The 3895-nt window shown below is 46.2% G+C and carries 4 protein-coding genes; 3 read left to right on the top strand and 1 reads right to left on the bottom strand.

Annotated features, from left to right (window positions below; translation table 11 throughout):
• A partial coding sequence (locus tag A4S05_RS36085) for a response regulator (protein WP_069074561.1) occupies nucleotides 1–591 on the bottom strand: 591 nt, incomplete at its 3' end.
• 330 nt (nucleotides 592–921) lie between these two features.
• Between A4S05_RS36085 and A4S05_RS36080 the strand changes: the two genes are divergently transcribed.
• From A4S05_RS36080 to A4S05_RS36070, 3 genes are all read left to right on the top strand, one after another.
• Entirely contained in the window at nucleotides 922–1215 is a 294-nt protein-coding gene (locus A4S05_RS36080) for a hypothetical protein (RefSeq protein WP_069074560.1), read from the top strand.
• A 147-nt stretch (nucleotides 1216–1362) separates the two neighbouring features.
• Nucleotides 1363–1572, top strand: coding sequence for a hypothetical protein (locus A4S05_RS43985; protein ID WP_069074559.1), 210 nt, complete (start codon nucleotides 1363–1365; stop codon nucleotides 1570–1572).
• 911 nt (nucleotides 1573–2483) lie between these two features.
• On the top strand, nucleotides 2484–3890 hold the full coding sequence (locus A4S05_RS36070) for a chemotaxis protein CheB (protein ID WP_069074558.1): 1407 nt from the start codon (nucleotides 2484–2486) through the stop codon (nucleotides 3888–3890).
• The last annotated feature ends 5 nt before the right edge of the window (nucleotides 3891–3895 follow it).

The following is a 3895-nucleotide window of genomic DNA, read 5'->3' as shown; positions in this document are numbered from 1 at the left end:
TGGTACAAAGCCCCACAATTGCCGTAATATTTCTAACCGCGAAAAAATCTTTCCCGAATCATTCACTAACAACTCTAGTAAGCTAAATTCTATACCTGTCAACCGAATGCGTTGCTCATTTTTATGGACTTGCCGCTTACTTGTATCGATTTTCAGGTCGCCTGTATGAATTATAAAAGAGTTAGGAATAGTATTGATACTGGTTTTGTGGGAGCGACGTTTTAGTACACAGGCAATTCGAGCTTCTAGTTCTTTGGGTGAGAAAGGTTTCGTCATGTAGTCATCAGCACCGAGTTCCAGCCCTGTGATTCGGTCTGCTACATCTGCCAAGGCTGTTAGCATAATAATTGGTACGTCTGATTGTTTCCGTAATTCTTGACAGACACCGTAGCCATCCAGCTTTGGCATCATTACATCCAGAACTATTAAATCAGGGGTCAACAAGCGAAAAGCTGACAAAGCTTCTTCACCATCACTAGCTGTAACTACGCTGTAGCCAATCATTTCTAACCGCGTCTGTAAAATCCTGCGGATGCTGGCTTCGTCATCTACTACTAAGATTGTGCCTTTCTCACCTGATAAGTTTCTCAACGCTGTTCCTCCACATCGAGAACTCTCAATCACACATTATCTGCTTATTAGGAGTCAAAAACGCAATCACATTTTTGACCTACAGTCATGATCAAGAAGCGATGCCTGCGGCGAGCTACGCCTACGCTTAATGCTTACATCTGTACAACAGATTATGCTGGGGCATCTGCACGAAAACAGATTTGTACACAATTAATAAATTCTTCAGCAAGAGACTCGTATTTTCCATAGTTTTGGTGTACCTTGTTAATTCCGTGCAATTATTAATACTCATCTTCTCCCAAATTTACTCATCCAAATTTTAAGCCAATGCCTTTAAGGGAACAGCCAATGAAAACTTCTAATGATACAGATACGAAAAAAATCATCAAAAAATCTGACAAGCTCACGCTGAGACAGATGAAATTAATCGAGGAGGCTGAAGACCAACTTCTTGAAGCTAATACTGTCAATTCTCCAGCCCCTGTGGTTGAGGTTGAGGAGAAACCAGTAGCGATTTCAGAGCCTAGAGTTCCTGACTATATTCCGCTCCTTGACAACCCTCCAGTACAATCTGTGGGAAATTCCGGCTGGCAAGTGTCTGATGTCTGGCGAGATATTCGGGTGGATGATTTTTGTAGTTGATGGTAGCGAAAAGCAAGCGCCCAGCGTACCGGATCGCTGACAAAATCAAGTTCAAGTTTCATGTTCACTCTGATTAAGATATAGGTATTTGACCTCAAGGGTGTCGATACTCATGGTGCAAGACCAGATTTTGCTGAATGATGGTTAATGGTAAACAGCGCCCGTGAAATTCCAGTTGAAGTCTATCTAAATATTCAAAATCTTGTTGCTAGTCAAGATATTGCCATTGTCAATTCCCAGCAACCCCAACGCTTACCTTTAAATTTGCAAGCAGAAGTACATTTACCGAGCGATCGCTATTCTATTGCATACCGTCAGTGGCTCAAACAACAGGGTATTACTTTCGGCACCATTTAGAACTTTGTTATGCTTTGCTCCCCTGACATTGTTTGTATTGTGAGTTTGCTTCCTTAGTGAAATTTTTTCAACATTATAATAAGTGGGGGTTCGCAGATAAAGTGAAATTACTTGTCAGACAAGGCTTTGAGCTAGCCAGCCAATTCGTGCATAAAGTGAAATTTTGTATCTAATCCCAGAAATTAACGTTATCCTGTACAGTGCTGATAATAATTTATACCTAATTCTTTAATATTCTATAAGAAAGTTGCTTGACTATCTATAGTTAGGAGTGAGCGATGGCGTAACCGCCCGCCGGAGGCGATCGCAAAAAGGTCAGAGGTAAGCCTATCGCTCAAAAGTGCGTTTTTAATAACGTCAGTTCGGGTTAAGGACTCAAATTTGATTACTTTGACGAAAGAATAATGCTTTCACGCTATCAAAACTAACGACAGAATCTTAGTCTGCGGCGAATGGCACGCTTTAAAAGCTGAAACCTCCTTGCTAGCAGGGTGTGGGAGGTGTGGAAGGACGGGGAAGGACGGGGAAGAAGTCTTACCCCCCCCACACTCAATACGGTTCGGTTAAGCTCAAAAACAGGTAGACTGAGGGTTGTGACCTAAGTGTACTTACGTCGTATCATTGAAGTGACCTGGTGCTTTTCCTCCTGGAATCTGGCAACAGGATCAGTTTCTTGGTTGAACTGAGACGGTCTACTGTTGAGCCTGCTCAAGCGCTCACTCGACTCCCAATACGGTTCGGATAAGCATTTTTCACTTTCCTTGTGGTCTGGGTAAAGGGTAAGAGGTAAAGGGGAAAGGATGTATTCAAAACATGAGTCCCTTTCCCTTTCCCCTTTAACCGGACCGTATTGACTCGACTCCTGCTTAGTTCAGTGTTGTTCAAAGGAGCATTGAACTCCCATACAATTTATGTCTGCTGAGTCACCCGTCCCCAAGGAGCCATCCGACTCACTCCCCGTCAAACCAGACTCGGAGCCAAATCAGCCATCCCAAACCGATGCCCCTTTTCCAGTGGTGGGAATTGCCGCTTCTGCTGGCGGGCTAGAGGCATTTACGGAACTGATGCGCCATTTGCCAACGGATACGGGCATGGCGTTTGTGCTAATTCAGCATTTGTCTCCTGACCATGAAAGCCTGCTGCCGGAAATTTTAGGCAGAGTGACTACCATGTCTGTACGTCAGGTGCAAGACCAGATGCGAGTTGAGCCAAACGCGGTCTATGTGATTCCGCCCAATGCCCAAATGACCCTAGTCGATGGCATTCTGCGGCTCGCGCTCCGGCAGAAAAGTGACGGCAAATATTTACCCGCCGACATCTTTTTTGAGTCGTTAGCGACCGATCGCGGCAACAAAGCGATCGCCGTTGTGCTGTCGGGGATGGATGGAGACGGTGCTGAGGGGGTGAAAGCCGTCAAGATCGCTGGGGGTGTCACTTTTGCCGAATGTGATGCCACGGCGCAATTTAACAGTATGCCCAATACGGCGATTGCAACTGGTAAGGTGGATTTTGTGTTGCCGCCGCAAGGCATTGCTACAGAACTGAGCAATCTCAGTCGCAACCCCTTTCTGGGGCAATCAGAGCCGTTGCAGATCATCCAGGAGTTACCCCCGAAACTGGGTGATCCGCTGAACCGAATTTTTTCCCTCCTCCGCACGACAACTGGCGTTGACTTTACCCAATACAAACCGGCATCGCTGGAGCGCCGCATCCAGCGGCGGATGCTGCTGTATAAGCTGGACAGTCTGGCAGCATACGCGCAATATTTGCAAACGCACGGGGACGAAATTCAAGCTCTGTACGAAGAAATTCTCATCCATGTGACCAGTTTCTTTCGCGATCCGCACGTCTTTGAAAAATTGAAGACCCAGATTTTCCCCATGATCAGCCAAAATAAAGCCAGGGATGTGCCGCTTCGGATTTGGGTGGCTGGCTGTTCAACCGGGGAAGAAGTCTACTCACTCGGCATCTGCTTGTTAGAGTTTTTCAGCGATCGCGCCACCGTCCCGCCGATTCAGATTTTTGCTACCGACATTAGCGAAACAGCCATTAGCAAAGCCCGATCGGGCTTCTACCTAGAAAGCCAGATGGCAGGCGTTTCACCGGAGCGTAAAAGTCGGTTCTTTGTCACCCAGGCAGGGGGAGGGTATCAAATCAGCAGTACTGTTCGCGAATTTTGTGTGTTTGCCCATCATAACTTAGGCGACGACCCCCCGTTCTCGAATCTCGATCTGATTAGCTGTCGCAACCTGCTAATTTATTTATCCGATCGCCTGCAAGAGCGCATCATGGCGTTGTTTCATGGCGTTGTTGCATGAATAGA

This window comes from Nostoc sp. KVJ20, assembly GCF_001712795.1.
Lineage (GTDB): Bacteria > Cyanobacteriota > Cyanobacteriia > Cyanobacteriales > Nostocaceae > Nostoc.
Note: the sequence above shows the minus strand (reverse complement) of the source record. Positions and strands in the feature narration are given on the sequence as shown.